Genomic DNA, 922 nt, shown 5'->3' with positions numbered 1-922 from the left:
AGGCCAGCACCGAGCGTGCGCGCAAGGCGCTGTACGACTCGGTGACGGTGAAGGTGCTGATGCCCAGCTTGCCGGCCAGCGCGCGCACCGAAGGCATCTTGGTGCCGGGCGCGAGGCGCCCGTCGATGACGCGCAATTCAACGCCTACCACCAGCCGTTGCGCCAGCCCGAGGCCGGGCGCGGCTTCGTCCATTTCGCCCATCAGGCCCTGCATCCAACCGGCACCGGCCTGCGCCGGCTGGCGCAGCGCCGAAGCGTTGCTTGAACTCTGCATCACCGGGTCTCCTTCGAAACGCATGTGGCCAGCCTGCACAGGGTTTGCCCTGGGGAACTGTGCTGGGGAGTGCACCAAACAGCATGGTCCGCGGCGGCAAACACTTTCTGGTTCGCCGCGCCAACTGTGTATGGGCGGCATCCCTCGTTTGCTGAATCATCGCGACATTCGACCACTTGGTCAAACTTCATGAGGGCTAGCTCCCTCGTGTCGCATACGGATCCCCACCACGACCTGGAGCCCCGAAGCCCATGAGCAGCACGATGAATCCCGTCGCTCCCACCGCACACCTGGCATCGGATGTGCGCGCGGGCCGCCTCGAACCCGCGCAGTACGCGAAGAACTTCTGCGACGCCCACCCGCCGCTGAACGTGGTGCAGGCCAACATCGAAGCCGAGCGCTGCTACTACTGCTTCGACGCGCCCTGCCAGACGGCCTGCCCCACGGGCATCGACATTCCGACCTTCATCCGCCGCATCGCCGACGGCAACCTGCGCGGCGCCGCGCGCACCATCCTCGAAGAGAACCCGCTGGGCGGCATGTGCGCCCGCGTGTGCCCGACCGAGGTGCTGTGCGAGCAGGCCTGCGTGCGCAACAGCAACGAGAGCAAGCCGGTCGAAATCGGCCTGCTGCAGCGCCACGCCACCG

At 67.0% G+C, this 922-nt stretch carries 1 protein-coding gene and 1 pseudogene; one reads left to right on the top strand and one right to left on the bottom strand.

What is annotated here, in order from left to right; all coding sequences use genetic code 11:
* On the bottom strand, positions 1-274 hold a 274-nt coding region (locus DBV14_RS33360), incomplete at its 3' end, for a GntR family transcriptional regulator (protein WP_260396881.1).
* 263 nt (positions 275-537) lie between these two features.
* Here DBV14_RS33360 and DBV14_RS33810 point away from each other — a divergent pair.
* Positions 538-922, top strand: a pseudogene (locus tag DBV14_RS33810) (dihydropyrimidine dehydrogenase); the annotation flags it as partial.

The organism is Variovorax sp. KBW07, from assembly GCF_003852515.1.
Lineage (GTDB): Bacteria > Pseudomonadota > Gammaproteobacteria > Burkholderiales > Burkholderiaceae_C > Variovorax.
Note: the sequence above shows the minus strand (reverse complement) of the source record. Positions and strands in the feature narration are given on the sequence as shown.